Origin of the sequence: Mycoplana azooxidifex, from assembly GCF_014196765.1 — a bacterium.
Taxonomy (GTDB): Bacteria; Pseudomonadota; Alphaproteobacteria; order Rhizobiales; family Rhizobiaceae; genus Mycoplana; species Mycoplana azooxidifex.
Map to the genome: position 1 here is coordinate 130,196 of NZ_JACIEE010000004.1, position 26,633 is coordinate 156,828.

At 64.4% G+C, this 26,633-nt stretch carries 25 protein-coding genes; 12 read left to right on the forward strand and 13 right to left on the reverse strand.

What is annotated here, in order from left to right; all coding sequences use genetic code 11:
* Positions 1-118 precede the first annotated feature (118 nt).
* Positions 119-1,012: a LysR family transcriptional regulator gene (locus GGQ64_RS09925; protein ID WP_183802983.1), complete on the reverse strand. Its 894-nt coding sequence runs from the start codon at positions 1,010-1,012 to the stop codon at positions 119-121.
* Positions 1,013-1,110: 98 nt separating this feature from the next.
* Between GGQ64_RS09925 and acuI the strand changes: the two genes are divergently transcribed.
* Entirely contained in the window at positions 1,111-2,106 is a 996-nt protein-coding gene (gene acuI / locus GGQ64_RS09930) for an acrylyl-CoA reductase (NADPH) (RefSeq protein WP_183802986.1), read from the forward strand.
* 39 nt (positions 2,107-2,145) lie between these two features.
* On the opposite strand, the gene GGQ64_RS09935 is transcribed toward acuI, so the two are convergent.
* Positions 2,146-2,502 (reverse strand): ArsR/SmtB family transcription factor, encoded by a 357-nt coding sequence (locus GGQ64_RS09935; protein WP_183802990.1) that lies wholly within the window; start codon positions 2,500-2,502, stop codon positions 2,146-2,148.
* A gap of 146 nt (positions 2,503-2,648) precedes the next feature.
* Positions 2,649-3,419 carry an SDR family NAD(P)-dependent oxidoreductase gene (locus GGQ64_RS09940; RefSeq protein WP_183802993.1) on the reverse strand — a complete coding sequence of 257 codons (771 nt, stop codon included), beginning with the start codon at positions 3,417-3,419 and terminating at the stop codon, positions 2,649-2,651.
* Positions 3,420-3,559: 140 nt separating this feature from the next.
* Here GGQ64_RS09940 and GGQ64_RS09945 point away from each other — a divergent pair, with 140 nt between their 5' ends.
* The 8 genes from GGQ64_RS09945 to GGQ64_RS09980 all read left to right on the forward strand — a co-directional run bounded on the left by GGQ64_RS09945 (position 3,560) and on the right by GGQ64_RS09980 (position 12,140).
* Complete coding sequence (locus GGQ64_RS09945; protein ID WP_183802996.1) at positions 3,560-4,327, forward strand: DeoR/GlpR family DNA-binding transcription regulator; 768 nt, start codon at positions 3,560-3,562, stop codon at positions 4,325-4,327.
* A gap of 105 nt (positions 4,328-4,432) precedes the next feature.
* Positions 4,433-5,950, forward strand: coding sequence for a glycerol-3-phosphate dehydrogenase (gene glpD / locus GGQ64_RS09950; protein WP_183802999.1), 1,518 nt, complete (start codon positions 4,433-4,435; stop codon positions 5,948-5,950).
* 40 nt (positions 5,951-5,990) lie between these two features.
* On the forward strand, positions 5,991-7,067 hold the full coding sequence (locus GGQ64_RS09955; protein WP_183803002.1) for an ABC transporter ATP-binding protein: 1,077 nt from the start codon (positions 5,991-5,993) through the stop codon (positions 7,065-7,067).
* Positions 7,068-7,077: 10 nt separating this feature from the next.
* The gene (locus GGQ64_RS09960) at positions 7,078-8,148 is read left to right on the forward strand and encodes an ABC transporter ATP-binding protein (RefSeq protein ID WP_183803005.1); all 1,071 of its coding nucleotides are present in this window, start codon (positions 7,078-7,080) and stop codon (positions 8,146-8,148) included.
* A 3-nt stretch (positions 8,149-8,151) separates the two neighbouring features.
* Positions 8,152-9,018, forward strand: coding sequence for a carbohydrate ABC transporter permease (locus GGQ64_RS09965; RefSeq protein ID WP_183803008.1), 867 nt, complete (start codon positions 8,152-8,154; stop codon positions 9,016-9,018).
* Between the two features lie 10 nt (positions 9,019-9,028).
* The gene (locus GGQ64_RS09970) at positions 9,029-9,925 is read left to right on the forward strand and encodes a carbohydrate ABC transporter permease (RefSeq protein ID WP_246422562.1); all 897 of its coding nucleotides are present in this window, start codon (positions 9,029-9,031) and stop codon (positions 9,923-9,925) included.
* Positions 9,925-10,344 (forward strand): DUF2160 domain-containing protein, encoded by a 420-nt coding sequence (locus GGQ64_RS09975; RefSeq protein WP_183803011.1) that lies wholly within the window; start codon positions 9,925-9,927, stop codon positions 10,342-10,344. The genes GGQ64_RS09970 and GGQ64_RS09975 overlap by 1 nt, the downstream gene beginning before the upstream one ends.
* Positions 10,345-10,415: 71 nt before the next feature.
* Positions 10,416-12,140, forward strand: coding sequence for an ABC transporter substrate-binding protein (locus GGQ64_RS09980; protein ID WP_183803014.1), 1,725 nt, complete (start codon positions 10,416-10,418; stop codon positions 12,138-12,140).
* Between the two features lie 153 nt (positions 12,141-12,293).
* On the opposite strand, the gene GGQ64_RS09985 is transcribed toward GGQ64_RS09980, so the two are convergent.
* The 3 genes from GGQ64_RS09985 to GGQ64_RS09995 form a co-directional block, all read right to left on the reverse strand.
* Entirely contained in the window at positions 12,294-13,415 is a 1,122-nt protein-coding gene (locus GGQ64_RS09985; RefSeq protein WP_183803017.1) for a mandelate racemase/muconate lactonizing enzyme family protein, read from the reverse strand.
* Between the two features lie 195 nt (positions 13,416-13,610).
* Positions 13,611-15,110: an aldehyde dehydrogenase family protein gene (locus tag GGQ64_RS09990; protein WP_183803020.1), complete on the reverse strand. Its 1,500-nt coding sequence runs from the start codon at positions 15,108-15,110 to the stop codon at positions 13,611-13,613.
* 15 nt (positions 15,111-15,125) lie between these two features.
* A complete protein-coding gene (locus GGQ64_RS09995) occupies positions 15,126-16,268 on the reverse strand; it encodes an iron-containing alcohol dehydrogenase (protein WP_183803023.1) in 1,143 nt (380 codons plus the stop codon).
* A 111-nt stretch (positions 16,269-16,379) separates the two neighbouring features.
* Between GGQ64_RS09995 and GGQ64_RS10000 the strand changes: the two genes are divergently transcribed.
* From GGQ64_RS10000 to GGQ64_RS10010, 3 genes are all read left to right on the forward strand, one after another.
* A complete protein-coding gene (locus GGQ64_RS10000) occupies positions 16,380-17,294 on the forward strand; it encodes a LysR substrate-binding domain-containing protein (protein WP_183803026.1) in 915 nt (304 codons plus the stop codon).
* 42 nt (positions 17,295-17,336) lie between these two features.
* Positions 17,337-18,236, forward strand: coding sequence for a DUF6030 family protein (locus tag GGQ64_RS10005; protein WP_210300215.1), 900 nt, complete (start codon positions 17,337-17,339; stop codon positions 18,234-18,236).
* Between the two features lie 63 nt (positions 18,237-18,299).
* Positions 18,300-19,058 (forward strand): metallophosphoesterase family protein, encoded by a 759-nt coding sequence (locus GGQ64_RS10010; RefSeq protein WP_183803031.1) that lies wholly within the window; start codon positions 18,300-18,302, stop codon positions 19,056-19,058.
* A 19-nt stretch (positions 19,059-19,077) separates the two neighbouring features.
* On the opposite strand, the gene GGQ64_RS10015 is transcribed toward GGQ64_RS10010, so the two are convergent.
* The 7 genes from GGQ64_RS10015 to GGQ64_RS10045 form a co-directional block, all read right to left on the reverse strand.
* Positions 19,078-20,505, reverse strand: a complete 1,428-nt coding sequence (locus tag GGQ64_RS10015) for a mannose-1-phosphate guanylyltransferase/mannose-6-phosphate isomerase (protein WP_183803034.1) — start codon at positions 20,503-20,505, stop codon at positions 19,078-19,080.
* Positions 20,506-20,709: 204 nt separating this feature from the next.
* Positions 20,710-21,117 (reverse strand): F0F1 ATP synthase subunit epsilon, encoded by a 408-nt coding sequence (locus GGQ64_RS10020; protein ID WP_183803037.1) that lies wholly within the window; start codon positions 21,115-21,117, stop codon positions 20,710-20,712.
* 73 nt (positions 21,118-21,190) lie between these two features.
* Positions 21,191-22,804 (reverse strand): F0F1 ATP synthase subunit beta, encoded by a 1,614-nt coding sequence (atpD, locus tag GGQ64_RS10025; protein WP_183803040.1) that lies wholly within the window; start codon positions 22,802-22,804, stop codon positions 21,191-21,193.
* A gap of 26 nt (positions 22,805-22,830) precedes the next feature.
* Positions 22,831-23,703 (reverse strand): F0F1 ATP synthase subunit gamma, encoded by an 873-nt coding sequence (locus GGQ64_RS10030; RefSeq protein ID WP_183803044.1) that lies wholly within the window; start codon positions 23,701-23,703, stop codon positions 22,831-22,833.
* A gap of 28 nt (positions 23,704-23,731) precedes the next feature.
* Entirely contained in the window at positions 23,732-25,261 is a 1,530-nt protein-coding gene (atpA, locus tag GGQ64_RS10035) for a F0F1 ATP synthase subunit alpha (protein ID WP_183803047.1), read from the reverse strand.
* A complete protein-coding gene (locus tag GGQ64_RS10040) occupies positions 25,261-25,827 on the reverse strand; it encodes a F0F1 ATP synthase subunit delta (protein ID WP_183803050.1) in 567 nt (188 codons plus the stop codon). The genes atpA and GGQ64_RS10040 overlap by 1 nt, the downstream gene beginning before the upstream one ends.
* Positions 25,828-26,088: 261 nt before the next feature.
* Entirely contained in the window at positions 26,089-26,472 is a 384-nt protein-coding gene (locus GGQ64_RS10045) for an AGROH133_08824 family phage infection protein (protein ID WP_183803053.1), read from the reverse strand.
* Positions 26,473-26,633: the final 161 nt, after the last annotated feature.

Here is a 26,633-nt window from a genome sequence, read left to right on the forward strand (position 1 = left end):
GTTGCCTTGTATGCCCGGCAAGCGCGGCCTCCCGCCTTATATGCCCGGCACCACAAGCTTCTCAGGGAAGCCGTGGGGGGTCAATAACGCCATACCGTCGATTGATAGAAAAATCCTATCAAATGAGCTCCTGCTCCGCCAGCAGGCGCGCCTCGTGCAGCAGCGCCGACACCAGCGGCGTGAACGGCTCGCGATGGGTCGCCACCAGCCCGACGATGTGATGCGGCGCAGGATCGACGATCGGAATGATGTTGATCTCATCGTGAAATCCGAAGGAAAGCGCCACGTTTCGCGGCATGATGCTGCACCAGCGGCCAGTCCGGACATGGGAGAACAGCACGATCATCGAGTTCGATTCAAGCGTCGGATTCACGCCGACGCCCGCTTCGGCGAAGTGGCTGTTGATGATCCGGCGGTTCTGCATATCCGCTGTCAATAGACAAAGGCTAATATCTGCCACCTCCCGCCAGGTCACGTTTTCACGATCGGCAAGGGGACCATGCTTCGCCGTGATCAGGTGGTAGTGCTCCAGATGGAGCGGAACGCTGGTGACGCGGCCGAGCGGCTCGTTCTCCAGGTAGGTAAGCCCGGCATCGATCTCCAGGTTTTCCAGAAGGCTGAGGATCTGCAGCGAATTGGCCGAAAGCACCGAGAAGGTGACGTCCGGGTGCTTCTGCTGGAAGGGGGCGGTGATCCGCGGCACCATGGCGAGCGCCGTCGGAATCGCGGCCAAGCGGATATGGCCGGAAAGCCCCGTTCGCGCGGCCCGCATCTCCTCGCGCATGGTGCGTGCATCGCCGACGATCCGCCTTGCCCACTCCAGCACGCGCTGCCCTTCCGGCGTCAGCCCCTGGAACCGCGAGCCGCGATTGACGAGCACGACGCCGAGCTGGTCCTCCAATTGGCGGATCGCAGCCGACAGCGTCGGTTGCGAGATGCCGAGTTCGTCTGCGGCCCTGGCGAAATGCCGCTCGCGTGCAAGGGCGATGAAATATTCCAGCTTGTCGATCATCAGCAGCAACTCCCCGCCCCTTCATACAAAAGAACGGTGGCGCGACAAACAGGGCAGGCTCTATAGATGGGGAGGAAGCGGGAAGAGGATCGACGGCGATGACATTCAGGGCGCTGCTGGTGGAAAAAGGCGAAGACGGCACGGTTTCGGCCTCGGTGCAGGAGCTTGCCGACGACCGGCTGCCGGATGGCGATGTGACGGTCGCCGTCGAATATTCCACGCTGAACTACAAGGACGGGCTCTGCATCACCGGCAAGGGCGGCCTGGTGCGCAGCTTTCCGCATGTGCCCGGCATCGATTTCGCCGGCACGGTCGAGGCCTCCACCGATCCGCGCTTCCGGCCCGGCGACCAGGTGGTGCTGACCGGCTGGCGCGTCGGCGAGACCTGGTGGGGCGGCTACGCAACCCGCGCCAGGGTCAAGGGCGACTGGCTCGTGCCCCTGCCGAAAGCGCTCACGACCCGTGAGGCCATGGCCATTGGCACCGCCGGACTGACGGCGATGCTCGCAGTCATGGCGCTGGAGAAGGCGGGCCTTTCGCCGCCCCGCGGCGAGGTGCTGGTGACGGGCGCGGCAGGTGGCGTCGGATCCGTTGCCGTCGCCATCCTCTCCCGCCTCGGCTACCGCGTCGCGGCCGTCACCGGCCGTCCGGAAGCGGAAGCCTATCTGCGCGCGCTCGGCGCCGACACGATCATCGACCGCGCCGAGCTTGCCGAAGCCTCGGGCAAGCCGCTCGAATCCGAACGCTGGGCCGGCGCGATCGATTCCGTCGGCGGGGACATGCTGATGCGCGTTCTCAAGCAGGTGAAATATGACGGCGCCGCCGCCGCGATCGGGCTTGCCGGCAGCGCCGCCATTCCCTCCTTCACCGTGATCCCGTTCATCCTGCGCGGGGTGAGCCTGCTCGGCATCGATTCGGTCATGCGCCCGCGCGACGAGCGCCTCGACGCCTGGAGCCGCATCGCCACCGACCTGCCGCTGGACAAGCTGGACGACATGGTCAGCGAGTACGGGCTGGCCGAACTGCCGGCGCTGGCGTCGGCCGTCCTCGAGGGCAAGGTCAGGGGTCGCACCGTTATCGACGTCAGGCGATAGGCCCGATAGCAGGCGGCATGCCTGCCGTTGCCGTCGATCTCAGACGCCCTGCTCGCGCGCCATCAGCGGCCTGCAGAAGACGTCGTAGAGCGTACCCATGACCGCGGTGACCTGCTCGTTGGCGAGCCGGTAGTAGACCTGCCTTCCGTCGCGGCGGGTGACGACAAGCTGGTCCTGCCGCAGGCGCGCCAGCTGCTGCGAGACGACCGCCTGGGGCAGGTCGAGGATGGTCTCGATCTCGCCCACTGCCTTCTCGCCTTCCGTCAGGAGGCACAGGATCAGAAGGCGCGTCTCGTGCGAGAGCGCCTTGAGAAAGCGGCTCGCCTTCCTGGCCTGATTGACGAAAAGGTCGAAACTTGCGCCCGGATCAGCACCCGGCTCATTGAACTGCCTCATTTGAACTCCCGACACCAGATGCAGCTCCGATCGGAACAAACCGAATCGCTGGACAGATTTGGTGCGTCAAAAACAAGGCACAACGGTGGAGGTGAAAACGCATCGCCGCATTTCCGCCGCAGCGTTGCCGATCCGCATCAGCGCGTTCAGCATATGAGCTGGCCGCCGTTTACTTCCAACACCTGGCCCGTCACGTATCCCGACAGCGCGTCCGACGCGAGGAAGAGATAGGCCGGCGCGCAATCCTGCGCGGTGCCGAGCCGCTGCAGGGGGATCGACTTGCGCGTCGCCTCCAGTTTCTCCGGCGTAGAATAGCGCTCGTGGAAATCGGTGGCGATTGTCCCCGGCGAGACGCAGTTGACGCGGATTCCGTCTGGGGCAAGCTCGCGCGCCAGGGCCTTGGAGTAGGTCGACACGAACGCCTTCGTCGCCGAATAGATCGCCGAGCCCGGGCTGCCGCCCGTCAGCGCCGAAATCGAGACTGTGTTGACGATGGCGGCTGTGCCGGCCCGGCGCAGCGCCGGCAGCATGCCGCGCGTCACTTCCATCACCGAGGTCTGGTTGAGGCGCACGACGGTCTCGTATTGTTCATCCGTCAGTTCCCCGGCCGGGAACCGGCCGACCATGGTGCCGGCGTTGTTGACCAGCACGTGCACCCCTTCGAACAGGTTGTCGGCGCGGCGGACGACCTCCGCAACGCCCTGCGGAGCGAGAAAGTCGGCGTAGACGACGTGCGCCCGCGCCTCCTCGATCGCTTCGGTCAGGAAATCCGGCATCGAATCCGGCGGCGTTCGGCCACCGTGCAGGAGCACATGCGCGCCGCAATCCAGAAACTGCCGCGCGACCTCCAGGCCGATCCCTCGGCCGGCGCCGGTGACGACGACATTGACGCCCTTGAACAAGGCCGGATGGAACATGGCGATCTCCCCCAATCGGTACGCACCCAAGACGAAGTATCACAAAAAAGCCCGTGCCCACCAACAGTCTGCGCAAGGCGAATTGCGATGCTTTCGTTTTTGCATATGATGAACCAAAACGAAAGCGCGTGGAGGAATCGATGTTTCTGACAGGCCGGCAAGCGGAAATCCTGGAGCTCGCCAAGACGGAGGGCCGCGTGCTCGTGGAGGATCTCGCGGCGCGGTTCTCGGTCACGCCGCAGACGATCCGCAAGGATCTCAACGATCTGTGCGACAACAAGGCGCTGACCCGCATCCATGGCGGGGCGCTTTTCCCGAGCGGCAACGAGAACGTCAAGTACGAGGCCCGCCGGTCGATCGCGGCAGCGGAAAAGCAGGCGATCGGGCATGCCGCCGCCGCCATGATCCCCGACAACTCCTCGCTCTTCATCAATATCGGCACGACGACCGAAGCGGTGGGAGAGGCGCTGCTCGACCACAGGGAACTGATGGTCATTACAAACAACATCAATGTTGCCAACAGGTTGCGCGGCTTCCCCTCGATCGAGGTGGTGATCACCGGCGGCGTGGTTCGCGGCGCTGACGGTGGCATCGTCGGCGAGGCAGCCGTCGATTTCATCCGCCAGTTCAAGGTCGACTATGCCGTGATCGGCGTCTCGGCGATCGACCACGACGGAGCGCTGCTCGACTTCGACTACCGCGAAGTGAAGGTCGCCCAGGCGATCATCGCCAACGCCCGCCACGTGATCCTGGTATCCGATTCGACCAAGTTCGAGCGGACGGCGCCCGTCCGCATCGGCCACCTTTCCCAGGTCCACACCTTCATCACCGACCGTTGTCCGTCCGACAATATTCGCGCCATCTGCCTCGACCAGGACGTGCGCCTGTTGGAGACGTCCGGGGACTGATCGCCTTCCTCTTACATTCGTTTGACATTCGGAAAATTTTCGTTTTAACTTCCCATGCTTTCGCAATTGCGTAAAATTGTGCACTGCGAAAACGAAGGGGAAAACGTGGCGGACGACGCAGTCAGGGACATCTTCGTCATCGGAGGCGGCATCAACGGATGCGGCATCGCCCGTGATGCGGCCGGCCGCGGCTATTCCGTCGTCCTGGCCGAGATGAAGGATTTCGCCTCCGGCACCTCGTCTGCCTCCACCAAGCTCATACACGGCGGCCTGCGCTACCTGGAGCACTACGAGTTTCGGCTGGTGCGCGAGGCGCTGATGGAGCGCGAGATCCTGTGGGCCATGGCGCCGCACGTGATCTGGCCGATGCGTTTCGTCCTGCCGTTCCACAAGGGCGGCATCCGCCCCGCCTGGCTGATCCGGCTCGGCCTCTTTCTTTACGATCACATCGGCGGCCGCAAGCTGCTGCCGGCGACGCGCACCCTCGACATGCGCAGCGACCCGTCCGGCAAGCCGCTGAAGAAGCTGTTCCACAAGGCCTTCGAATATTCCGACGGCTGGGTGGACGATGCGCGCCTCGTCGTTCTGAACGCCCGTGACGCGGCCGACCGCGGCGCCGACATCCGCGTCGGTACCCGGGTCGTTTCCGCCCGCCGGGAAAACGCCCACTGGGACGTGGAGACCGAGAACGTCGCCTCGGGCGAGCGCGATGTCACAAGGGTGCGAATGCTCGTCAATGCCACCGGCCCCTGGGTCGACAAGGTGCTCGCCGGCGCCTTAGGCCAGAACGACGTGCACAATGTCCGCCTCGTGCAGGGCAGCCACATCGTCGTTCGCCGCAAGTTCACCGATCCGCGCGCCTATTTCTTCCAGAATCCCGACGGCCGCATCATCTTCGCCATTCCCTATCAGGACGATTTCACCCTGATCGGCACGACGGACCGCGACTATGAGGGCGATCCGCGCGATGCTAGGATCAGCGACGAGGAGATCGACTACCTGTGCCGTTCGGCGAGCGAATATTTCGTCGAGCCCGTGACACGCGACGACATCGTCTGGACCTATTCCGGCGTCCGCCCGCTGTTCGACGACGGCGCCAGCAAGGCACAGGAAGCAACACGCGACTACGTCCTGAAGACGGACGGCAACAACCATCAGGCGCCGCTGCTCAACGTCTTCGGCGGCAAGCTCACCACATACCGCCGGCTGGCGGAAGCGGCGCTGGAGAAGATCGGCGATGCGATCGGCGAAAAGGGGCGTCAATGGACGGCGGGATCGCGCCTGCCGGGCGGCGACTTCGGCGTCGGGGCGTTCGAGACGGAGGTCGCCCGCCTGGCGCAGCGCTATCCCTTTCTCGCGCCCGCCCATGCGCGCCGCCTCGTCCGCCTCTACGGCACGCGCGCATCGCGGCTTCTGGGCGAGGCGAGGACGGTCGAGGATATGGGCCGCCATTTCGGCAGCGACCTCTACGAGGTCGAGGTTCGCTGGCTGATGACGGAGGAATGGGCACATCACGCCGAGGACGTGCTGTGGCGCCGCACCAAGCGCGGCCTGCACCTGACGGCCGCCGAGGCGGACGCTCTGGAGAACTATATGACGACGGCGTTGCAACCCCCGAACTGACGGGGGCTTCCGATGGCTGGGAGGAACATTGGAGACATGAATGCTTGAACTGAAAGACACTGCGAAGGTCGTGGGCGGGGAGACGCATATCCACCCGACCAACCTCGTGCTCGAGCGCGGCTCGCTGAACGTGCTGCTGGGCCCGACGCTGTCTGGCAAGACCTCGCTGATGCGGCTGATGGCGGGTCTCGACAAGCCGACCTTCGGCTCGGTCTGGTTCGACGGTAAGGATGTCACCGGCGTGCGCGTGCAGGACCGCAGCGTCGCCATGGTCTACCAGCAGTTCATCAACTATCCGGCGATGACGGTCTATGAGAACATCGCCTCGCCGATGCGCATCAAGGGCGTCGACCGGGCGACAATCGACCGCGAGGTGCGCAAGGCCGCCGACCTGCTCAGGCTCACCCCTTATCTCGACCGCACGCCCCTGAACCTTTCCGGCGGTCAGCAGCAGCGCACGGCGCTTGCGCGCGCCATCGTCAAGAATGCGAGCCTCGTCCTCCTCGACGAGCCGCTGGCGAACCTCGACTACAAGCTGCGCGAGGAAATGCGCGAGGAGCTGCCGAAGATCTTCGCCGCTTCCGGCGCGATCTTCGTCTATGCGACGACCGAGCCATCCGAGGCACTGCTGCTAGGCGGCCACACCGCCACCATGGCGGAGGGCCGCATCACCCAGTTCGCGCCCACCATCGACGTCTACCGCCGGCCGATCGACCTGATTACCGCCGAGACTTTCGCCGACCCCCCGCTCAATACCTTCGCCCTGACCAAGGCCAACGGGCATTTCGTGCTGGAGGGTGATCGTGTCCTGTCCGTGCCGGCCCATCTCGCCGGCATCCCCGACGGCCCCTGCACGGTGGCGTTCCAGCCGCATCACCTGGCGCTCAGCCCCCAGTCGGCGTCCGCCGCCCCGGTGACGGTCCGCACCGCGATCTCGGAGATCGCCGGCTCGGAAAGCTTCGTCCACGTCGAATTCGCCGACACGCGCTGGGTCATGCTCGCGCCCGGCATCCACGACATCGAACCGGACACCGCGATCACCGTCTTTGTCGACACGCGCCACCTGATGGCGTTCGCGCCGGACGGCAGGGCGATCGCCGGCCCGGCGGCGGCCTGAGGAGGACCCCATGGCACGCATCAATCTCGAACATATCCGCCACGCCTACGGAGAGAGGCCGAAGTCGGAAGCCGACTATTCGCTGAAGGAAGTGCATCACGAGTGGAACGACGGTGGCGCCTATGCGCTGCTCGGCCCCTCCGGCTGCGGCAAGACCACCCTGCTCAACATCATCTCCGGCCTGCTGCAGCCCTCGGAAGGTCGCATCCTGTTCGACGGCAGGGACGTGACCCAGCTTTCGACCCAGCAGCGCAACATCGCCCAGGTGTTCCAGTTTCCGGTCATCTACGACACGATGACGGTCTACGACAACCTCGCCTTCCCCTTGCGCAACCGCCGCGTGCCGGAAGCCGACGTCGACCGGCGCGTCACCGAGATCATCGACATGATCGGGCTCGGCGGCTGGGCCAGGAAGACGGCGCGCGGCCTGACGGCCGACCAGAAGCAGAAGATCTCGCTCGGCCGCGGCCTCGTGCGCAACGACGTCAACGCCATCCTGTTCGACGAACCGCTGACGGTCATCGATCCGCACATGAAGTGGATCCTGCGTTCGCAGTTGAAGAAGCTGCACCGGCAGTTCGGCTTCACCATGGTCTACGTCACCCACGACCAGACCGAGGCGCTGACATTCGCCGACAAGGTCGTCGTCATGTATGACGGCCAGATCGTCCAGATCGGCACGCCCGCGGAACTGTTCGAGCGCCCGAGCCACACCTTCGTCGGCTACTTCATCGGCTCGCCGGGCATGAACCTGCTGCCGGCCACGATCGACGGCAACACGGTGGCGCTCGGCACCGACACCATCGCGCTGGACTATAGCCCGAAGGTCGCGTCCGGCGCGAAGACCGAACTCGGCATCCGTCCGGAGTTCGTTCGCCTCGGCCGCGAAGGCATGCACGTCCGCGTCAACAAGGTCGAGGACATCGGCCGGCAGAAGATCGTCCGCGCCGAATTCGCCGGCAAGCCGATCGCGATCGTCCTGTCCGAGGACGGCGAGATCCCCGCCGATCCGCGTGTCACCTTCGACCCGTCCGCCATCAACATCTACGCCGACAGCTGGCGCGTCGGCAGGGAGGCCTGAGCCATGGATAGAACCTGGAACAACAAGGCCTGGTTCATGGTCCTGCCGGTGCTGCTGCTGGTGGCCTTCTCGGCCGTCATCCCGCTGATGACAGTGGTGAACTATTCAGTGCAAGACACGTTCGGCAACAACCAGTTCTTCTGGGCCGGCACCGACTGGTTCGTGAAGATCCTACATTCGGACCGCTTCTGGCAGGCGCTCGGCCGCAATCTCCTGTTCTCGGCGATCATTCTTTCGATCGAGATCCCGCTCGGCATCCTGATCGCGCTGAACATGCCCAAGAAGGGCATCGGCGTGCCGGTCTGCCTCGTGCTGATGGCGCTGCCCTTGCTCATCCCCTGGAACGTGGTCGGCACGATCTGGCAGGTCTTCGGTCGCGTCGACATTGGCCTGCTCGGCTTCACGCTGAAGGCACTCGGCTTCGACTACAACTACGTCAACGACGTCTTCGACGCCTGGCTGACGCTGATCGTCATGGACGTCTGGCACTGGACGAGCCTCGTCGTGCTGCTCTGCTATGCCGGCCTCGTCTCGATCCCCGAAGCCTACTACCAGGCCGCCAAGATCGACGGCGCCTCGCGCTGGGCCGTCTTCCGCTACATCCAGCTGCCGAAGATGAAGCGCGTGCTGCTGATCGCCTTCCTTCTGCGCTTCATGGACAGTTTCATGATCTATACCGAACCCTTCGTCGTCACCGGCGGCGGCCCCGGTAACTCGACCACCTTCCTGTCGATCGACCTCGTCAAGATGGCGATCGGCCAGTTCGACCTCGGGCCGGCCGCAGCCATGTCGCTCATCTACTTCCTCATCATCCTGCTTCTGTCGTGGATCTTCTACACGGTCATGACCAGCAGCGACGAACAGGCCTGAGGAGGACGAGATGATCGCCCGCGTTCAAACAGAAACCACCGCATCGGCCGCTGCGACCGCAACAGCCCAGGCGCGCCCGCAAACGCTGACGGCCGAAGGGGCACCGCGCCGCAGCTTTGGCTGGCTGGTGCCGACCCTCTATATCGTCTTCCTGATGCTGCCGATCTACTGGCTCGTCAACATGAGCTTCAAGACGAACAGCGAGATCACCGGCACCTTCTCGCTCTGGCCGCAGAATCCGACGCTCAGGAACTATGCAGTGATCTTTACCGATCCCGCCTGGTATTCGGGCTACATCAACTCGATCCTCTACGTGGTGATGAACACGGCGATCTCGGTCGCAGTCGCCCTGCCGGCGGCCTATGCCTTCTCGCGCTACCGTTTCCTCGGCGACAAGCACCTGTTCTTCTGGCTGCTGACGAACCGCATGGCGCCGCCGGCGGTCTTCGCCCTGCCCTTCTTCCAGCTCTATTCGGCCTTCGGCCTGATCGACACGCACATCGCCGTCGCACTCGCCCATTGCCTGTTCAACGTGCCGCTCGCCGTCTGGATCCTGGAGGGCTTCATGTCGGGCGTGCCGAAGGAAATCGACGAGACCGCCTATATCGACGGCTACTCGTTTCCGAAGTTCTTCGGCAAGATCTTCGTGCCGCTGATCGCATCCGGCATCGGCGTCGCCGCCTTCTTCTGCTTCATGTTCTCCTGGGTCGAGCTCCTGATCGCCCGCACGCTGACGACGACGGACGCCAAGCCGATCGCCGCCACGATGACCCGCACGGTCTCGGCCTCGGGCATGGACTGGGGCGTGCTGGCGGCAGCCGGCGTGCTCACCATCATCCCCGGCGCACTCGTCATCTATTTCGTCCGCAACTACATCGCCAAGGGCTTCGCGCTCGGGAGGGTCTGATGGCCGCAACCACGAACAACAACAGCCGCTGGCCGCTGGCGCTCCTGGCCGTGCTGGTCATCTATGCGCTCGCAGCCGCGGTGCTGGTCATGTCGCTGCCGGTCAAGGACGGCGGGCGCGACTGGTTCGCGCCGCTCGTGCCCGGCGGCTGGATGGCATGGTCGTTTCCGACGGCCATGTTCTTCCTCACCATCTTCACGCTGCTGGCGCTGATGGCGGTCTGGGAATACGCGCGGCCGGGAGGAAATCCGCGCATCGGCATCCTGCGCTTCGAGACGACACGCGGCGACCGGCTGTTCATCTCGCTGCTCGGCTCGGCATTCATCAATCTCGCATGGCTGGGGCTCATCGGCCCCAACCTGTGGTGGGCACTCGCCTTGAGCGTGGTCTACGCCATCGGCGTGTTCCGCTACGTCTGACGCATCCAAGCTCGAAGGACCGGAGCTCCGGTCCTTCAACCCGCATTCGCAAACCCTGAGGGAGGAAAACTATGCGAAAGCATCTGATGACAACGACTGCAGCCATGCTGCTGGCCTTTACCGGCACGGCATTCGCGGACATGGAGGCCGCGAAGAAATTCCTCGACGCCGAGATCGGCGACATGTCGAGCCTCGACCGCGCCGCACAGGAAGCGGAAATGCAATGGTTCATCGACGCCGCCAAGCCCTTTGCCGGCATGGACATCAAGGTCGTGTCGGAGACGATCACCACGCATGAATATGAGTCCAAGGTTCTGGCAAAGGCATTCTCGGACATCACTGGAATCAAGATCACCCACGACCTGATCGGTGAAGGCGATGTTATCGAGAAGCTCCAGACGCAGATGCAGTCGGGCGAAAACATCTACGACGCCTATGTCAACGATTCGGACCTGATCGGCACGCACTGGCGCTACCAGCAGGCCCGCTCGCTGACCGACTTCATGGCCAACGAGGGCAAGGACGTCACCAACCCGGGCCTCGACCTCGCCGACTTCATCGGCACCTCGTTCACGACAGCTCCTGATGGCAAGCTCTACCAGTTGCCGGACCAGCAGTTCGCGAACCTCTACTGGTTCCGCTACGACTGGTTCAACGACGAGAAGAACAAGGCGGACTTCAAGGCCAAGTATGGCTACGACCTCGGCGTTCCGGTCAACTGGTCTGCTTACGAGGACATCGCCGAGTTCTTCACCGGTCGCGAAATCGACGGCAAGAAGGTCTATGGCCACATGGACTACGGCAAGAAGGACCCCTCGCTCGGCTGGCGCTTCACCGATGCCTGGCTGTCGATGGCCGGCAACGGCGACAAGGGCATTCCGAACGGCCTTCCTGTCGACGAGTGGGGCATCAAGGTCAACGAGAAGTCACAGCCGGTCGGGTCTTGCGTTGCCCGCGGTGGCGACACCAACGGCCCAGCTGCGGTCTATTCGATCGAGAAGTATTTGCAGTGGCTGAAGGCCTACGCGCCGGCGGCCGCGCAGGGCATGACCTTCTCGGAATCCGGCCCGGTTCCTTCGCAGGGCGAAGTCGCCCAGCAGATGTTCACCTATACGGCGTTCACCGCCGACTTCGTGAAGCCGGGCCTGCCGGTCGTCAACGAGGACGGCACGCCGAAGTGGCGTTTCGCCCCGTCGCCGCACGGCGTCTACTGGAAGGACGGCATGAAGCTCGGCTACCAGGACGTGGGTTCCTGGACGCTGCTGAAGTCCACGCCTGACGACCGCGCCAAGGCGGCCTGGCTCTATGCGCAGTTCGTGACCTCGAAGACCGTGGACGTGAAGAAGAGCCATGTCGGCCTGACGCTCATCCGCGAATCCTCGATCGCCCACAAGTCCTTCACGGAACGTGCACCGAAGCTCGGTGGTCTCATCGAGTTCTACCGTTCGCCGGCCCGCGTTCAGTGGTCGCCGACCGGCACGAACATCCCAGACTATCCGAAGCTCGCCCAGCTGTGGTGGCAGGCGATCGGTGATGCGTCTTCCGGCGCCAAGACCGCCCAGGAAGCCATGGACTCGCTTTGCGCCGAGCAGGAGCAGGTCCTGAGCCGCCTGGAACGCGCCGGCGTCATGGGCGACATGGGCCCGAAGCTCGCCGAAGAGCATGACATCGACTACTGGAACAAGGACGCCGTTTCCAAGGGCAACCTGGCTCCGCAGTTGAAGATTGCAGACGAGAAAGAAAAGCCCCTCACCGTCAACTACGACGAACTCGTCAAGAGCTGGCAGGCGAAGTGATCGCACGAAAACAGGGTCCAAGCGGACCTGGACCCTGACCAAAGCGCCGCCCGGAGGGAGACTTCCGGGCGGTTCTGTTTTCGGCAAGGAACAGGCGCATTGCGCCATGCAGCGCGGGCGCTGGCAGTCGCTAGACTTCCTCGGCCGATCCGTTCAGATCCGCGTCGCCTTCAACCGGTTCTCATCCAGTACAATGCCAAGCCCGGGCGCCTCGCCGAGCTCCAGCCAACCACCCTTGTGTTGCAGCGGCATCACTAGCGGATAGTCGCGGCGGGCCTCGCTCCACTCGGGGTTGTCGTAGGGATATTCCAGGAAGGGCGCATCGCCACAGCCGGCCGTCAGGTGAGCGTTGGCCAGAACGCCGATACCGTTGGTCCAGCTGTGCGGCGTAAAGGTCACACCCGCCTCGCGCGCCTGGTAGGCAAGCCTGCGGCAGCCGGTGATGCCGCCGACCAGGGCCACGTCCGGCTGGATCACGTCGAAGGCCCGTTCCTCGATGATATCGCGGAATTCGTAGAGCTCGCGCGTCATCTCGCCGCCGGCGATCCGCACCGAGGTCGCCTCCTTCAGTGCCTTCATGCCCTTTCGGTCGGAGCGATGCAGCGGCTCCTCCATCCAGTATATCCCGAGCCGCTCAAGCTCCCTGGCAACTGCCAGCGCATCCTTGAAGGTCCAGGGCAGCGTCGTATCCCATGGCATCCGCCAACCCTGGTTGCAGTCGACCATCAGCTCCAGCCGATCGCCGACCCGCGCGCGGATCGCCTCCAACGCGCGGACGTCGTCGCGCCATCCGTTGCGACCGCCGGCAGACGACGAGAAGCGCACCTTCATCGCCGGAAACCCCTCCGAGATATAGCGCTCGGCCTGCTCGGCCATGGCGGACGGCTCCCGCAGAACGCCGGAGGAAGCGTAGAGCCGGACCCGATCGGCGCGTCCACCAAGCATGCGCCAGACCGGCTCGCCGATGATCTTGCCGGACAGGTCCCACAGCGCCAGGTCCAGCGGCCAGCAGCGGCCATAGTGAAAATTGATGTGCGACAGCACCTCGTAGTGCCGCTCCAGATGGCGCGGATCCTGGCCGATAAACAGGTCCTCGTGCCCCTCGAACCCCTTCATCAGGTCGCCCGAACCGATGCCCTCCCGGCCCTCGTCGTCGCGCACCCGGACGATCGTCGCATCGAAGTGATGCCGCGGCCTGCCGTCCCAGCTCGCCTTGAATGGCGGATCGAGCGGCAGCCGGTGGTGGGAGATCTCGATGGATGTGATCTTGCTCATGGGTACTGCTCCCTCTCGTGTTCTTGCGCGGCACCCGCCCCTCATCCGGCTGCCGCCACCTTCTCCCCGTTCTGACGGGGAGAAGGGATATGCCGTGCCCTCTCCGTTTCTCGCCGGCGTTGTGCGAGCCACGTCCCCTCTCCCCGTCGGGACGGGGAGAGGGCTAGGGTGAGGGGCGGCTTAGCCCAATCGCCGTCAACCGAACTGCTGCCAGATGGTCTTGTAGTCGCAATACTTGTCGATCGCATGCACCGACCGGTCGCGCCCGAAGCCAGACTGCTTGAAACCGCCGAAGGGTGTGGCGAAACTCGACATGTCGTAGGTGTTGATCCACACCGTACCGGCATGCAGCGCCTCGGAGAAGCGGTGCGCGCGGTCCATGTCCTTCGTGAAGACGGCGCCGGCCAGGCCGTAGATCGTGTCGTTGGCGATGGCGAGCGCTTCTTCCTCCGTATCGAAAGGAATGGCCGCCAGCACCGGGCCGAAGATTTCCTGCCGCGCGATCCGCATGTCGTTGGATACGTCGACGAAGACCCCCGGCGAGACATAGTAGCCGCCGGTCTCCGAAAGCACCCGTTCGGCCCCGAAGGCGCGGCGCGCACCCTGCTGCTCTCCGTCTGCGATCATGGACAGCACCTTGTGCATATGCGCCTCCTCGATTAGCGCGCCGATCTGCGCTGTGGGGTCGAGCGGATGCTTCAGCGCGATCTCGCGGTCGGCGACGTCCCTGATCTTCTCGATCAGCCTGTCCTGTACCGAGCGCTGGACGAGCAGCCGCGTCGAGGCATGGCAGGTCTCGCCGGAATTGTAGAAGCATCCCCAGGCCACAGCCGATGCCGCAGCGTCGAGGTCGGCATCGTCGAACACGACCAGCGGCGACTTGCCGCCGAGTTCCAGCGCCACCCGCTTGACGTTCGATTGCGCAGCATAGCCCATGATCAGCTTGCCGACCTCGGTGGAGCCGGTGAACGCGATCATGTCGACGTCCATGTGCAGCGCCAGCGGCCTGCCGGTGTCCTGGCCATAACCCGTGACGACGTTGAGCACGCCGGCCGGAAGCCCGGCCTCGACCGCAAGTGCCGCAAGCCGCAGCGCCGAGAGCGACGATTGCTCCGCAGGCTTCAGCACCACGGAGTTCCCGGCCGCGATCGCCGGCCCCAGCTTCCAGGCGTCGATGATCAACGGATAGTTCCACGGCGTGATCGCGCCGATGACGCCGAGCGGCACCTTACGGACGAGGGCGCGCGCCTTCGGTCCGGTCGGCGCGATCTCGTCGTACATCTTGTCGATCATCTCGCCATAGTACTGGATGCCGTCGGCGCAGAGGCGCACGTCGACATTGAGCGAGGCCATCACCGGCTTGCCGACATCGATCGTCTCGAGCATGGCGAGTTCCTCGCCATGGGCACGGATCAGTTCCGCCCAGGCCAGCATGATCCGCTTTTTCTCGCCCGGTTCCTTGTGGCGCCAAGTCCCGGCATCGAAGGCTGCACGCGCGGCCGAAACGGCCGCATCGATATCGGCGGCATTGCCGCGCGCCAGCGTGCCACCCGGCTTGCCGTCCATCGGGCGGATGCGGGTGAAGGTCTCGCCCGAAAGCGAGGGCCGGAAGGCGCCGTCGATGAAGTGGCGGCCCTCGAGCCTCACTTCAGCCAGCACCTTTTCCCAGTGGTCACGGCTCAATTGCGTGGTCATGTCTCACCTCGAAAGTCAGAGCGTCTTCGGCAGCGCCATCATGCGCCGAGCGAAGGCATCGATATCGGCATCGGAAATCTCGCGGACGGTCGAGCGCCGCATGGGCTGGTTCTCGGGTGCGCGCATCTCGCCTGCCAGTGCTGCGGCATCGTAGCCGGAAAAGGCCTCAGGCAGCGCGCGTTCGATCCCCGCGCGGTCCATCAGGCCCGAGACGAAGGCAGGCAGATCGGATGCCGATTCCACCCTGCAGGCCCGGGCCGCGGCCTTCAGGTCCGGCGTGTCCGCCTCGACCAGCCAACCGAGCGTGGCCTCGAAGGCAAGCGCGGTTGCAAGCCCGTGATGGACCGTCGCAAGCCCTGCCAGCGCATGGCTGATGTTGTGCGCGACCGCCGTGCCGCAATTGTCGATGGCGATGCCGGCATAGCAGGACCCGATCAGCACCTTGCCGCGTGCCTCCAGATTGCGCGGCTCCCTGACCGCGGTCTCCAGCGCTCCGGACAGGAGTTGCAGCGCTTCATGCGCATAGAACTGGCCGCCGGCATGCGTGTTCCGGTTTGTGGCCGCCTCGAAGGCATGGATGAAGGCGTCGAGCCCGCACCAGGCAGTCAGCGTCGCGGAAAGCGTCGCCGTCAGCACCGGGTCGAGCAGCACCAGGTCCGCCTTCGTCTCTCGCCCCCAGATCCACAGCTTCTTGCCCTCCGCACTTGCGAAGATGTTCGTTGCCGAAGTCTCCGAGCCGGTCCCGGCAGTGGTCGGCACCAGGATCTTCTTCAACGGGTTTTCCGGCAGCGGATTGGCGGCGAGCGCATAGTGCATCGCGTCCTCGCCGGAGGCTGCGCAGCAGGCCGCGATCTTGGCGATGTCCAGCGCCGATCCGCCACCAACACCGATCACGAGGTCGCATCCGGCGACCACCGCCGTCGCCTCGCGGACATGCTTCAGCTTCGGCTCTCCGGAGAAGCCCGAAAAGGTCCGGCTCTCGATGCCCTCCCCGGAAAGTTGCGCGGCAATCGCATCGGCGAGCCCCGCCTGCGCCAGGAAACCGTCTATCACAATCGCCGCACACCCCGCGCCGAACTCCTTGGCGGCCTTGCCGATCGTCTCGTGGAGATTGTTCCCGAAGCGGATTTCCGGAACGAAAGAGGTGGTGAACGGCACGAGCGGCTCCTGAGGCCCGGAAATCGGAGCCTTTACCCTGCATCACGATCTGATATTTTCAAATCCATCGAAATTTCAGGAATTTCGATAACCTGAGATCATGATGGGCCCATGCTTGACAAGATTCCCCTCGAAGCCTTCCGCGTCTTCGACGCCGCCTGCCGCCACATGAACTTCTCGCGCGCCGGCCGCGAGTTGCACATCACGCAGGCCGCCGTTAGCCGCCGCATCAAGGGGCTGGAAGGGCACCTCGGCGCCGACCTTTTCATCCGTCGCGGCAAGAACCTGGAGTTAACGCCGCCCGGAGAGCGGCTGTTCCAGCGCGTCCGCGCCACGCTGGACTATCTGGAGGAAAGCCTCGAGCCGTTCCGCACCGGTGCCGGGCAGACGATTTCGATCGCAGCCAGCGGCTCGGTCTCCCATCTCTGGCTCGGCCGGCGGCTGCGCGACTTCGGCAAGGCGAATGCCGGCCTGTCTATCCGCCTGCTCACCTCCGACAGCCCCTCCGACCTCGCCTCGGAAAATAACGACCTCGTCATCCTCTATTGCCTGGGCGAGCACCCCCGCTGGTCGCTGACCCCCCTTCTCGCCGAGGAACTGGCACCGGTCGCTGCCCCCGATTACCTGCGCAGCCGCCAGATCGACGATCCCGCAGCGTTGACGCCCGCGGATCTCGCCCGCCTCGACCTGATCGACTATGACCGTTTCAATGCCAACTGGGTCTCCTTTCGCCAGTGGTTCGACAGGCTCGGCGTGCGCAGCGAGGCAAGAGCGGCGCAGCCGCGCTTCACGTTTTCGACCTACCTGATGGCGGTCGACGCCGCGATCCGCGGCGACGGCGTGGCGCTCGGCAGCCTCGGCCTCCTGCAGGAAGCGCTGGACGACGGCCGGCTGGTCACGCTCGGCACCAGGAGCCTCAGGACCGGCTACGGCTACTATCTCGGCCTGCCGCGCTTCCGGACCTCCCCGCAGGAAGTGCTCGACCTGCATGCCGCGCTGGCAGCGCCCGACGGAGCCGCTGCCTGATCACACCCTCGTGCGGCCGCTCCGCTTGCCGGGCGCCGCATTGTGCCCTATCACCGGACGCCGGCAGTCCCGGCGCCACCGGCCGACCGGCCCGAACCGGTCCGGTGGACCTCGCAGCGCTCGGGCGACGTCATTGACCGCATGGCGGACCAGAAGAAGGGCAGATCCGGCAAGATCCTGTTTGCGCTGCTGACGCTGGGCATCCTCTCTGCCATCGCGGCCACCGTGCTGCTCGCCAACGACTACCGCAACCTGAACAGGGTTCTTCACCGCTTCGGCTATCCCCCTATCCAGTCGCAGCAGGCGGCAAGGGAGCCGCGCTCCTACGAGATCCGCGGCAACAGGATCCCTCGGCCGCACGTCGAGATCCCCGAAAGGCTAGTCTCGCGCATCGTTCCGATGGAGACGAAGTTCACCCGCCCGCTGCGGCGCGATCCGCAGCAGTTGTGCGATGCGATCGAGACCGTCGGTTTCACCAGTGCCGGCTGGCAGGAGGGACTGGCCGGCGGCGGGTGGGAATGCACCTCTTTCCGCGAGTTTCCAACCGCCGGCGACGGCGATGGCCCGAAGACCTCCGCCTACCTCTCCATCCGCGGCAACGACGAGGAACGGTTCAGCTCGTTTCGCATCAAGCTGAACCTCGAGAACGAGCAGAGCCGCGCCGCCATGACCGACGCCGTCATCGCCGCGATCGACGTTTTCCTCGAAAAACTGCGCTGGAGCGACGTGCCGGAGGTTTTCGCCGACATCCGGGCGCTGAGGGAATTCAATATCGTCGTGTTCGGCAACCGCTTCCAGCTCAAGAAGGAATTCGGCGAGACGCCGCGCTACAACTTCACCGTCACACCGGACCGCACCCGGCCGAAGAACACATACCTGCCGGACTACTTCAATCGTGACCAGTGGCTGCCGATGCCGGAGCACCCGATGACCGCACGGTAGGAACGGCGAACGCCGGAACGAAAACGCGTTCTCCGAAGCAGCGTCATGCTCTAAGCTGCGAGGATGCAACCTTCGTCATACCGCATCGTCGAAATCCCGGTCCGCCATCGCGCCAGGCGCCGGCTGCACCTTGAGGGAACGCCGCCTGCCCTCTATGCCGTAGGCGACATCCACGGCTGCTACGACCAGATGATCGAGGCGGAGGAGCGCATCCGCAAGGACGCGGCCCGGCGCTCGGGCGGACAGGCGCTGGTCGTTTATCTCGGCGACTATGTCGATCGCGGCCCGCAATCGGCCGCCGTGCTGGAGCACCTGACAAAGCCCCACGACGACGGCCTCGCCCGGATTGCCCTTTGTGGCAATCACGACGATACGTTCCTGAACTTCCTGCGCGATCCGTCCGGCTGGATGTACTGGCTCGGACCGAACTTCGGCGGCGCGGTGACGCTTGAATCCTATGGCATCGATCCGGAGGAGGCCCTGTGGCGCGACGGCGCTGGGCTCATGCGCGCGGTCCCGCAGGCGCACCAGTCGTTCCTGGCCACCCTTCCGGTCTTCCTGCATGTCGGGAACTATCTCTTCGTCCATGCCGGCATAAGGCCCGCCGTGGCCCTTCACGACCAGGAGGACGAAGACCTCATCTGGATCCGGGAGCCGTTTTTGACCGAGGGGCCGGGGCTGCCGCTGATCGTGGTGCATGGGCACACGCCGTGCGCGGAGCCGGAGCTCGCACCCGGCCGCATCGGCATCGACACCGGCTGCTTCGCCACCGGCCGCCTGACCGTGCTCCGGGTCGACGCGACGGGGGCGCGGTTCGTCTGAACGCCCCCGTCCGGATGGGCTATTCCCGCCCGAATTCGTCCTCGATGCGGATGATGTCGTCCTCGCCCAGGTAGGATCCGGTCTGCACCTCGATCAGCTCGAGCAGGATCTTGCCGGGGTTGGCCAGCCGATGCAGTTCGCCCTGCGGGATATAGACCGATTCGTTCTCGCGCAGCGGGATCACGCGCTCGCCTACGGTCACCTCGGCCGTGCCGCGCACGACGATCCAGTGCTCCGAACGATGGTGGTGCTTCTGCAGCGACAGCCTGCGCCCCGGCTTGACGAACAGCCGCTTCACCTGGAAGCGATCGCCGTTCAGCACGGACGTATAGCCGCCCCATGGGCGATAGGAGGTGCGATGGGTTTCGGTCAGCGGTGCGGTCGCCTTCTTCGAGGCGAGGAACTTGACCAGCTTGCCGACGTTCTGGCTGTCCTCCATCCGCCCGACATAGACCGCGTCCTCGCTGGCAATCACGGCGATGTCGGAAAGCCCCTGAACGGCCACATGGATGTCCTTCGACAGCACCAGCGAGTTGCGGGTGTCGAGCAGCGTCGTGCGACCGTCGGCGACATTGCCATCGTCATCCTGCGCGCCGAGCTTCCAGACCGAATCCCAGCTGCCGAGGTCCGACCACTCGATCGGCGAGGGTACAACGGCGGCCATCGGCGTCTTCTCGAAAATCGCGTAGTCGATCGAAATATCCGGCGCCTTGGAGAAGGCATCCTCGTCCAGCCTCACGAAATCCAGGTCGTCCTTCGATGCCGACACCGCCTGCGTCGCTGCGTCCATGACATCGGGCGCAAGCTGCCGCAACTCCTGCAGGAAGAGCCCGACCGGGAGCATGAACATCCCGGAGTTCCAGAGATAGCCGCCTTCGGCGATCAGCCGCTCGGCCTTCTCCTGGTCCGGCTTTTCGATGAAACGCTTGACGGTGAAGGCGCCGCCGCCGAGTTCCTCGCCCTTCTCGATATAGCCGTATCCGGTTGCAGGCTCCGTCGGCGTGATCCCGAAGGTCACGAGCCGCCCCTTCGCCGCGGCGTCGCGCGCGCGGGCCACGCTGCCGAAGTAGACCTCGTTCTCGACGATCTCGTGGTCGGAGGCCAGCACCTGCATGATCGCGTCCTCGCCGAAGTCCCGCGCCACGATCAGCGCTGCCACCGCAAGCGCCGGCGCGGTGTTGCGCGCCACGGGCTCCAGCAGGATCTTGGCGAGCGGCCGGTCGATAAGCCGAGCCTGCTCGGCGACGAGGAAGCGGAATTCCGCATTGGTCAGGATGATCGGAGCCTCATACAGCTCCTCGTTGCCGACCCGCTCGAGCGTGCGCTGGAACAGCGTCTTCTTGCCCATCAGGTCCATGAACTGCTTCGGAGCCGTCGAACGCGAGAGGGGCCACAGACGCGTACCCTTTCCGCCCGCCATGATGACGGGGATGATTTTCTGAGACATCGATCCTCATTCCATAACGCATAAAGGGCCGGCATTAACGGCACCGGCCGCCATTGAAGCAGTAAACTGCCTCGCTTTAAAGCAAATAGTCCCGCCGCGCGGACCTACTTAGCCATGTAGTTAAAGCAGGTTCGGCCATGGCAGTTCCACCATTTCAACAAAAAACCCCGCCGGAGCGGGGTTCTGATCGGTCTACTCAGCCTTTCAGGCGGGCAGGATAGTGCCCTGGACCGTGCCGAGTTGGGCGATGTAGCGCTCGATGCCGGCGCGATGCTCGTCGTTCGGCGCCGCCTCGAGTTCGCCGCGGGCAACCTCGATCCGCTTGGCGATGTCGTCGCGGCTGATCTCGTCGATATGGACGGCCGATTCCGCCAGCAGCGTGCAACCGGTCGGCAGAATGTCGGCAAAACCGCCGAACACCACATAGCGATCCGTCTTGCCGTCGGCGAACGTCACCGTCACGACGCCGGGCTGGATCGTCGTCATCGTCGGCGCGTGGTTGGCCATGACGGTCATCTCGCCTTCCGAGGCCGGAATGACGACCGCGGTCACGCTGCCGGAAAGCAGCAGCCGCTCGGGGGAAACGAGTTCAAAGTTGAAACTGTCGGCCATGACCATTCACTTCTACTGATTTCATCAGGTCAGGAACGGACGCCCGCCAAGCAGGCGTCCGGGACTGTCGGGATCAAGCGGCTTCGGCAGCCAGCTTCTTCGCCTTCTCGACGGCTTCCTCGATGGAGCCGACCATGTAGAAGGCGGCTTCCGGCAGGTGGTCGTACTCGCCGTTAACCAGGCCCTTGAAGCCCTTGATCGTGTCTTCGAGGGCGACCAGCTTGCCCGGCGAACCGGTGAAGACTTCGGCCACGAAGAACGGCTGCGACAGGAAGCGTTCGATCTTGCGGGCGCGGGCGACGGCCAGCTTGTCGTCTTCCGACAGTTCGTCCATGCCGAGGATGGCGATGATGTCCTGGAGCGACTTGTAGCGCTGCAGGGTCGTCTGCACCTTGCGCGAGATCTCGTAGTGCTCTTCGCCGACGATCATCGGGTCGAGCATGCGCGAGGTCGAGTCAAGCGGGTCGACGGCCGGGTAGATGCCCTTTTCGGCGATCGAGCGCGACAGAACCGTCGTTGCGTCCAGGTGGGCGAACGAGGTTGCCGGCGCCGGGTCGGTCAAGTCGTCGGCGGGAACGTAGATGGCCTGGACCGAGGTGATCGAACCCTTGGTCGTGGTCGTGATGCGTTCCTGCATCTGGCCCATGTCGGTGGCGAGCGTCGGCTGATAGCCCACGGCCGAAGGAATACGGCCGAGCAGAGCCGACACTTCCGAACCTGCCTGGGTGAAGCGGAAGATGTTGTCGACGAAGAACAGAACGTCCTGGCCCTTGTCGCGGAAGTCCTCGGCGATGGTCAGACCGGTCAGGGCGACGCGGGCGCGGGCGCCCGGCGGTTCGTTCATCTGGCCGTAGACGAGTGCTGCCTTGGAGCCTTCGCCGCCGCCGAGCTTGTTGACGCCCGATTCGATCATTTCGTGATAGAGGTCGTTGCCTTCGCGGGTACGTTCACCCACGCCTGCGAACACCGAGTAACCACCGTGCGCCTTGGCGACGTTGTTGATCAGTTCCATGATGAGAACGGTCTTGCCGACGCCGGCGCCGCCGAACAGGCCGATCTTTCCGCCCTTTGCGTAAGGCGCGAGAAGGTCGACGACCTTGATGCCGGTGACGAGGATCTGGCCTTCCGTGGACTGCTCGACATAGGCCGGCGCTTCCTGGTGGATGGCGCGCAGGGTGCTGCGATCCAGCGGACCGGCTTCGTCGACCGGCTCGCCGATGACGTTCATGATACGGCCGAGCGTCTGATCGCCGACCGGAACCGAGATCGGAGCCCCCGTGTCGGCAACGGGCTGGCCGCGGACGAGACCTTCGGTCGCGTCCATGGCGATCGTGCGAACGGTGTTCTCGCCGAGGTGCTGGGCGACTTCGAGAACAAGGCGGTTGCCGTTGTTGTCGGTTTCGAGCGCGTTCAGGATCTTCGGCAGGTCACCGTCGAAGGCGACGTCGACGACGGCGCCGATGACCTGCGTCACGCGACCGGTCGCGACGAAAGCGGCCGGAGCGGCAGCCTTCGTGGCGGCCTTGGCGACAGCAGTCTTCGCAGCCGGCGCCTTGGCAGCGGCCGGAGCCTTCGTTGCGGCCGGAGCCTTGGCTGCTGCTGCGGCCGGAGCCGCCGCTGCTGCCGTCTTGGTCGCAGCCGGCTTTTTCGCCGCTGCGGTATCCTTCGGGGTAGCTGCCTTAGCCATATCTCTTACCCTCTTTGTCCTGGTCCTTAGAGCGCTTCAGCGCCCGAGATGATTTCGATGAGTTCCTTGGTGATCTGAGCCTGGCGCTGACGGTTGTAGTTGAGCGTCAGCTTGTTGATCATTTCACCGGCATTGCGGGTCGCGTTGTCCATGGCGCTCATCTTGGCACCCATCTCGCCGGCGACGTTCTCGAGCAGGGCCCGGAAGATCTGGACGGAGATGTTGCGCGGGATGAGATCGCCGAGGATCGCTGCCGCATCGGGCTCATAGTCGTAGATCGCATCGGACTGCTCGGCAGCTTCGCCGGCAGACGCCGGGATCAGCTGCTGGGCTGTCGGGATCTGCGCGATGACCGACTTGAACTCAGAATAGAACAGCGTGCAGACGTCGAACTCGCCCTTGTCGAACAGCGCGATGACCTTGCGGCCGATCTCGTCGGCATTGCCGAAGCCGAGCTTCTTGACTTCGCGCAGGTCGACACGGTCGATGATCAGCGATGCGAACTCACGGCGAAGGATGTCGAAGCCCTTCTTGCCGACGCAGATGATCTTGACCGTCTTGCCGTTCGCGAGAAGCTTACGCGAATGGTCGCGAGCAAGGCGGGCGATCTGCGAGTTGAAGCCGCCGCAAAGGCCGCGTTCCGCCGTGCAGACGACGAGCAGGTGCACGTCATCCTTGCCGGTGCCCGTCATCAGGCGCGGCGCGCTGTCGTCCTGACCAACCGCCTGGGCGATATTGGCCAGGACAGCGCCCATGCGCTGCGAGTAGGGCCGGGCGGCCTCGGCCGCCTCCTGCGCACGCCGAAGCTTCGCCGCGGCGACCATCTTCATCGCCTTGGTGATCTTCTGCGTCGCCTTGACGGAGGCGATCCGGTTCTTCAGATCCTTAAGTGAAGGCATCCGTTTTCCGTCCTAGAATGGAGCCCGCTCAGGCAAAGGATTTGGCGAAGGCGTCAAGAGCAGCCTTGAGCTTGCCCTTGGTGTCGTCGCTGATGGCCTTGTCCGTGCGGATCGTGTCGAGGATGCCCTTGCCTTCCGTACGCATGTAGGAAAGCAGACCCTGTTCGAACTTGCCGACCTGTGCGACCGGCAGCTTGTCGAGGTAGCCGTTGACGCCGGCGAAAATCACGGCGACCTGCTCTTCCGTCTTCAGCGGCGAGAACTGCGGCTGCTTCAGGAGTTCGGTCAGGCGTGCACCACGGTTCAGCAGGCGCTGCGTCGCAGCGTCGAGGTCCGAACCGAACTGGGCGAAGGCGGCCATTTCGCGATACTGGGCGAGTTCGCCCTTGATCGAGCCGGCAACCTGCTTCATCGCCTTGATCTGTGCAGAGGAACCCACGCGGGAAACCGACAGACCGACGTTCACGGCCGGGCGGATGCCCTGGTAGAACAGGTCGGTTTCAAGGAAGATCTGGCCGTCGGTGATCGAGATCACGTTGGTCGGGATGAACGCAGAAACGTCGTTGCCCTGGGTCTCGATGACCGGCAGCGCCGTCAGCGAACCAGCGCCCATCTCGTCGTTCAGCTTTGCAGCGCGCTCGAGTAGACGGGAGTGCAGGTAGAAGACGTCGCCCGGATAGGCTTCGCGGCCCGGCGGGCGGCGCAGCAGCAGCGACATCTGGCGGTAGGCAACAGCCTGCTTGGAAAGGTCGTCGTAGCCGATCAGGGCATGCTTGCCGTTGTCGCGGAAGTATTCGCCCATCGCGCAACCGGCGAACGGAGCGAGGTACTGCATCGGCGCCGGATCGGAAGCGGTCGCAGCGACGATGATCGAGTACTGCAGCGCGCCGCGCTCTTCGAGCACCTTCACGAACTGGGCGACCGTCGAACGCTTCTGGCCGATGGCGACGTAGACGCAGTACAGCTTCTCGCTGTCCGGACCGTTGTCGTGAATGGCCTTCTGGTTCAGGATCGTGTCGAGAATGATCGCGGTTTTGCCGGTCTGGCGGTCGCCGATGACCAGCTCGCGCTGGCCGCGGCCGACCGGGATCAGCGCATCGATGGCCTTGAGGCCGGTCGACATCGGCTCGTGAACCGACTTGCGCGGAATGATGCCCGGAGCCTTGATGTCGACGCGCGAACGCTGCTTGGCATTGATCGGGCCCTTGCCGTCGATCGGGTTGCCGAGCGCGTCGACGACGCGGCCGAGCAGTTCCGGACCGACCGGGACGTCCACGATGGCGCCGGTCCGCTTGACGGTGTCGCCTTCCTTGATGTCACGGTCCGAACCGAAGATAACGACACCGACGTTGTCGCTTTCCAGGTTCAGCGCCATGCCGCGAATTCCGCCCGGGAACTCGACCATTTCGCCGGCCTGGACGTTGTCGAGGCCGTAGACACGGGCGATACCGTCACCGACGGAAAGCACCTGGCCGACTTCCGAGACTTCCGCCTCTTTGCCGAAGTTTTTGATCTGATCTTTAAGAATTGCGGAGATTTCCGCGGCGCGGATATCCATCAGCCGACCTCTTTCAGTGCAAGCTTAAGGGTAGAGAGTTTGGTGCGAAGGGAGGTGTCGATCTGGCGGGACCCGACCTTGACGATCAGACCACCGAGAATGGACGGGTCGACGGTGACGGCGATCGCCACGTCTTTGCCGGTGACGCCCTTGAGCGCCGCCTTCAATTCGGACTCCTGCGCGGCGGTCAACGCGTGCGCGGAGGTTATTTCGGCCGTGATCTCGCCACGCTGGCGGGCGGCGATCACGCGGTAGGCCTTGATCATCCCCGGCACGGCGAAGAGCCGGCGGTTGGATGCCACGACCTTGAGGAAGTTTGTGACGAGACCGGAGAAGCCGGCCTTGGCGACGATCGCGGCAACGGCCTTCGCCTGCTCTTCGGCGGAGAAGACGGGGCTCTGGATCAGGCGCTTGAGATCGGCACTGTCGTCGATCATCGCCTGGAAGCGGGCGAGATCGGAACCCACGGCATCGACGCTCTTGGCTTCGAGCGCCAGCTCGAAAAGCGACGACGCGTATCTTTCTGCAACACCGGAAATAAGCTGGGATGTGTCTGCCACGGGCACAAGCTTCTCTTATTTTCATCCAGAGCAGCAGCTTGCGGAATGACCGTAAACCTAACACCCTGAATTCGTTGCGATTATCTTCAGCGCTCGCAAGCTTGGACGCCCGCTTTTTCTGAAATTCGCGGTTCGTCTAGCATAGGAACTTCGGACTCGCAACACGCGGCGGCACAGGAATCCTTGATAAGTGGGGCACCCTTGGCCCGAATTTTGGCAAAAATGAATCCGTCCCGGTGAAAGCTGCCCCCGGAAGCGGAAAAAGCCTCAGACAAAACCGAAAACATAGGCAAGCGGCAGCAGCGACAGGGCGAGCTGCATCACGAGAAGCCCCAGGCTCCTGAGCGTGAACGAGGCGTCCGACATCATCGAGAGGATGCGGCCGAAGGAAGCGAGCGCGAAGGCGGATCCGATTGCGAGATAGGCCCAGTCCTGCGCGACCATCACGGCACAGAGCGCCAGCCCCGCATGGAAGCCGCCAAGCGACCGGGCGGCGGCGTAGCCTTCGTTGCTGCTGTCGCGCAACTGGAGGCCGTTCACCTTCAACGAAAACCGCGGTGCGAACAGCCCGACGAGCCCGAGCAGGCAGGCGGCGAGCGCCGCGCAGAAGGCCAGGAGTTCGCCCGTATCGGTCGGAATGTAGAACTCCATGAACGCTCCCCCGGCACTGCCTGATCCGACTGCCTTATGGCACACTCGCACGCCGCACGGAATCCGTCGGCCGCGGTTTTTACACGCGCCGGGCGCATCTCCCGACGGACGAGGTGGGAAGGCGATCGACCGAGAAGCCGCTGCCGCCCCTTGCCGACACC

Excerpts from the sequence above, each read along its gene's own strand:
- GGQ64_RS09925 (WP_183802983.1), bottom strand. The coding sequence starts at position 1,012 with ATGATCGACAAGCTGGAATATTTCATCGCCCTTGCACGCGAGCGGCAT.
- acuI (WP_183802986.1), top strand. The coding sequence starts at position 1,111 with ATGACATTCAGGGCGCTGCTGGTGGAAAAAGGCGAAGACGGCACGGTT.
- GGQ64_RS09935 (WP_183802990.1), bottom strand. The coding sequence starts at position 2,502 with ATGAGGCAGTTCAATGAGCCGGGTGCTGATCCGGGCGCAAGTTTCGAC.
- GGQ64_RS09940 (WP_183802993.1), bottom strand. The coding sequence starts at position 3,419 with ATGTTCCATCCGGCCTTGTTCAAGGGCGTCAATGTCGTCGTCACCGGC.
- GGQ64_RS09945 (WP_183802996.1), top strand. The coding sequence starts at position 3,560 with ATGTTTCTGACAGGCCGGCAAGCGGAAATCCTGGAGCTCGCCAAGACG.
- GGQ64_RS09955 (WP_183803002.1), top strand. The coding sequence starts at position 5,991 with ATGCTTGAACTGAAAGACACTGCGAAGGTCGTGGGCGGGGAGACGCAT.
- GGQ64_RS09960 (WP_183803005.1), top strand. The coding sequence starts at position 7,078 with ATGGCACGCATCAATCTCGAACATATCCGCCACGCCTACGGAGAGAGG.
- GGQ64_RS09965 (WP_183803008.1), top strand. The coding sequence starts at position 8,152 with ATGGATAGAACCTGGAACAACAAGGCCTGGTTCATGGTCCTGCCGGTG.
- GGQ64_RS09970 (WP_246422562.1), top strand. The coding sequence starts at position 9,029 with ATGATCGCCCGCGTTCAAACAGAAACCACCGCATCGGCCGCTGCGACC.
- GGQ64_RS09975 (WP_183803011.1), top strand. The coding sequence starts at position 9,925 with ATGGCCGCAACCACGAACAACAACAGCCGCTGGCCGCTGGCGCTCCTG.
- GGQ64_RS09980 (WP_183803014.1), top strand. The coding sequence starts at position 10,416 with ATGCGAAAGCATCTGATGACAACGACTGCAGCCATGCTGCTGGCCTTT.
- GGQ64_RS09985 (WP_183803017.1), bottom strand. The coding sequence starts at position 13,415 with ATGAGCAAGATCACATCCATCGAGATCTCCCACCACCGGCTGCCGCTC.
- GGQ64_RS09990 (WP_183803020.1), bottom strand. The coding sequence starts at position 15,110 with ATGACCACGCAATTGAGCCGTGACCACTGGGAAAAGGTGCTGGCTGAA.
- GGQ64_RS10000 (WP_183803026.1), top strand. The coding sequence starts at position 16,380 with ATGCTTGACAAGATTCCCCTCGAAGCCTTCCGCGTCTTCGACGCCGCC.
- GGQ64_RS10010 (WP_183803031.1), top strand. The coding sequence starts at position 18,300 with ATGCAACCTTCGTCATACCGCATCGTCGAAATCCCGGTCCGCCATCGC.
- GGQ64_RS10015 (WP_183803034.1), bottom strand. The coding sequence starts at position 20,505 with ATGTCTCAGAAAATCATCCCCGTCATCATGGCGGGCGGAAAGGGTACG.
- GGQ64_RS10020 (WP_183803037.1), bottom strand. The coding sequence starts at position 21,117 with ATGGCCGACAGTTTCAACTTTGAACTCGTTTCCCCCGAGCGGCTGCTG.
- atpD (WP_183803040.1), bottom strand. The coding sequence starts at position 22,804 with ATGGCTAAGGCAGCTACCCCGAAGGATACCGCAGCGGCGAAAAAGCCG.
- GGQ64_RS10030 (WP_183803044.1), bottom strand. The coding sequence starts at position 23,703 with ATGCCTTCACTTAAGGATCTGAAGAACCGGATCGCCTCCGTCAAGGCG.
- atpA (WP_183803047.1), bottom strand. The coding sequence starts at position 25,261 with ATGGATATCCGCGCCGCGGAAATCTCCGCAATTCTTAAAGATCAGATC.
- GGQ64_RS10045 (WP_183803053.1), bottom strand. The coding sequence starts at position 26,472 with ATGGAGTTCTACATTCCGACCGATACGGGCGAACTCCTGGCCTTCTGC.